Here is a 331-nt window from a genome sequence, read left to right as displayed (position 1 = left end):
CCAAAGTCGATGGTTAAGTGGGAAACGAAGTGGGAAGGCTCAGACAGCCAGGATGTTGGCTTAGAAGCAGCCATCATTTAAAAGAAAGCGTAATAGCTCGACTGGTCGAGTCGGCCGCGCGGAAGATGTAACGGGGCTAAACCATGCACCGAAGCTGCGGCAGCGACACTTATGTGTTGTTGGGTAGGGGAGCGTTCTGTAAGCCTGCGAAGGTGTACTGTGAGGTATGCTGGAGGTATCAGAAGTGCGAATGCTGACATAAGTAACGATAATGCGGGTGAAAAACCCGCACGCCGGAAGACCAAGGGTTCCTGTCCAACGTTAATCGGGG

The 331-nt window shown here is 52.6% G+C and carries 1 rRNA gene; it reads left to right on the top strand.

Annotated elements, in window-relative coordinates:
- Positions 1 to 331 (top strand): 23S ribosomal RNA (locus BHE89_RS23195); the annotation flags it as partial.

Source organism: Shigella sp. FC1967, assembly GCF_001743005.1.
Lineage (GTDB): Bacteria > Pseudomonadota > Gammaproteobacteria > Enterobacterales > Enterobacteriaceae > Proteus.
This window is presented reverse-complemented; position numbering and strand designations above follow the sequence as displayed.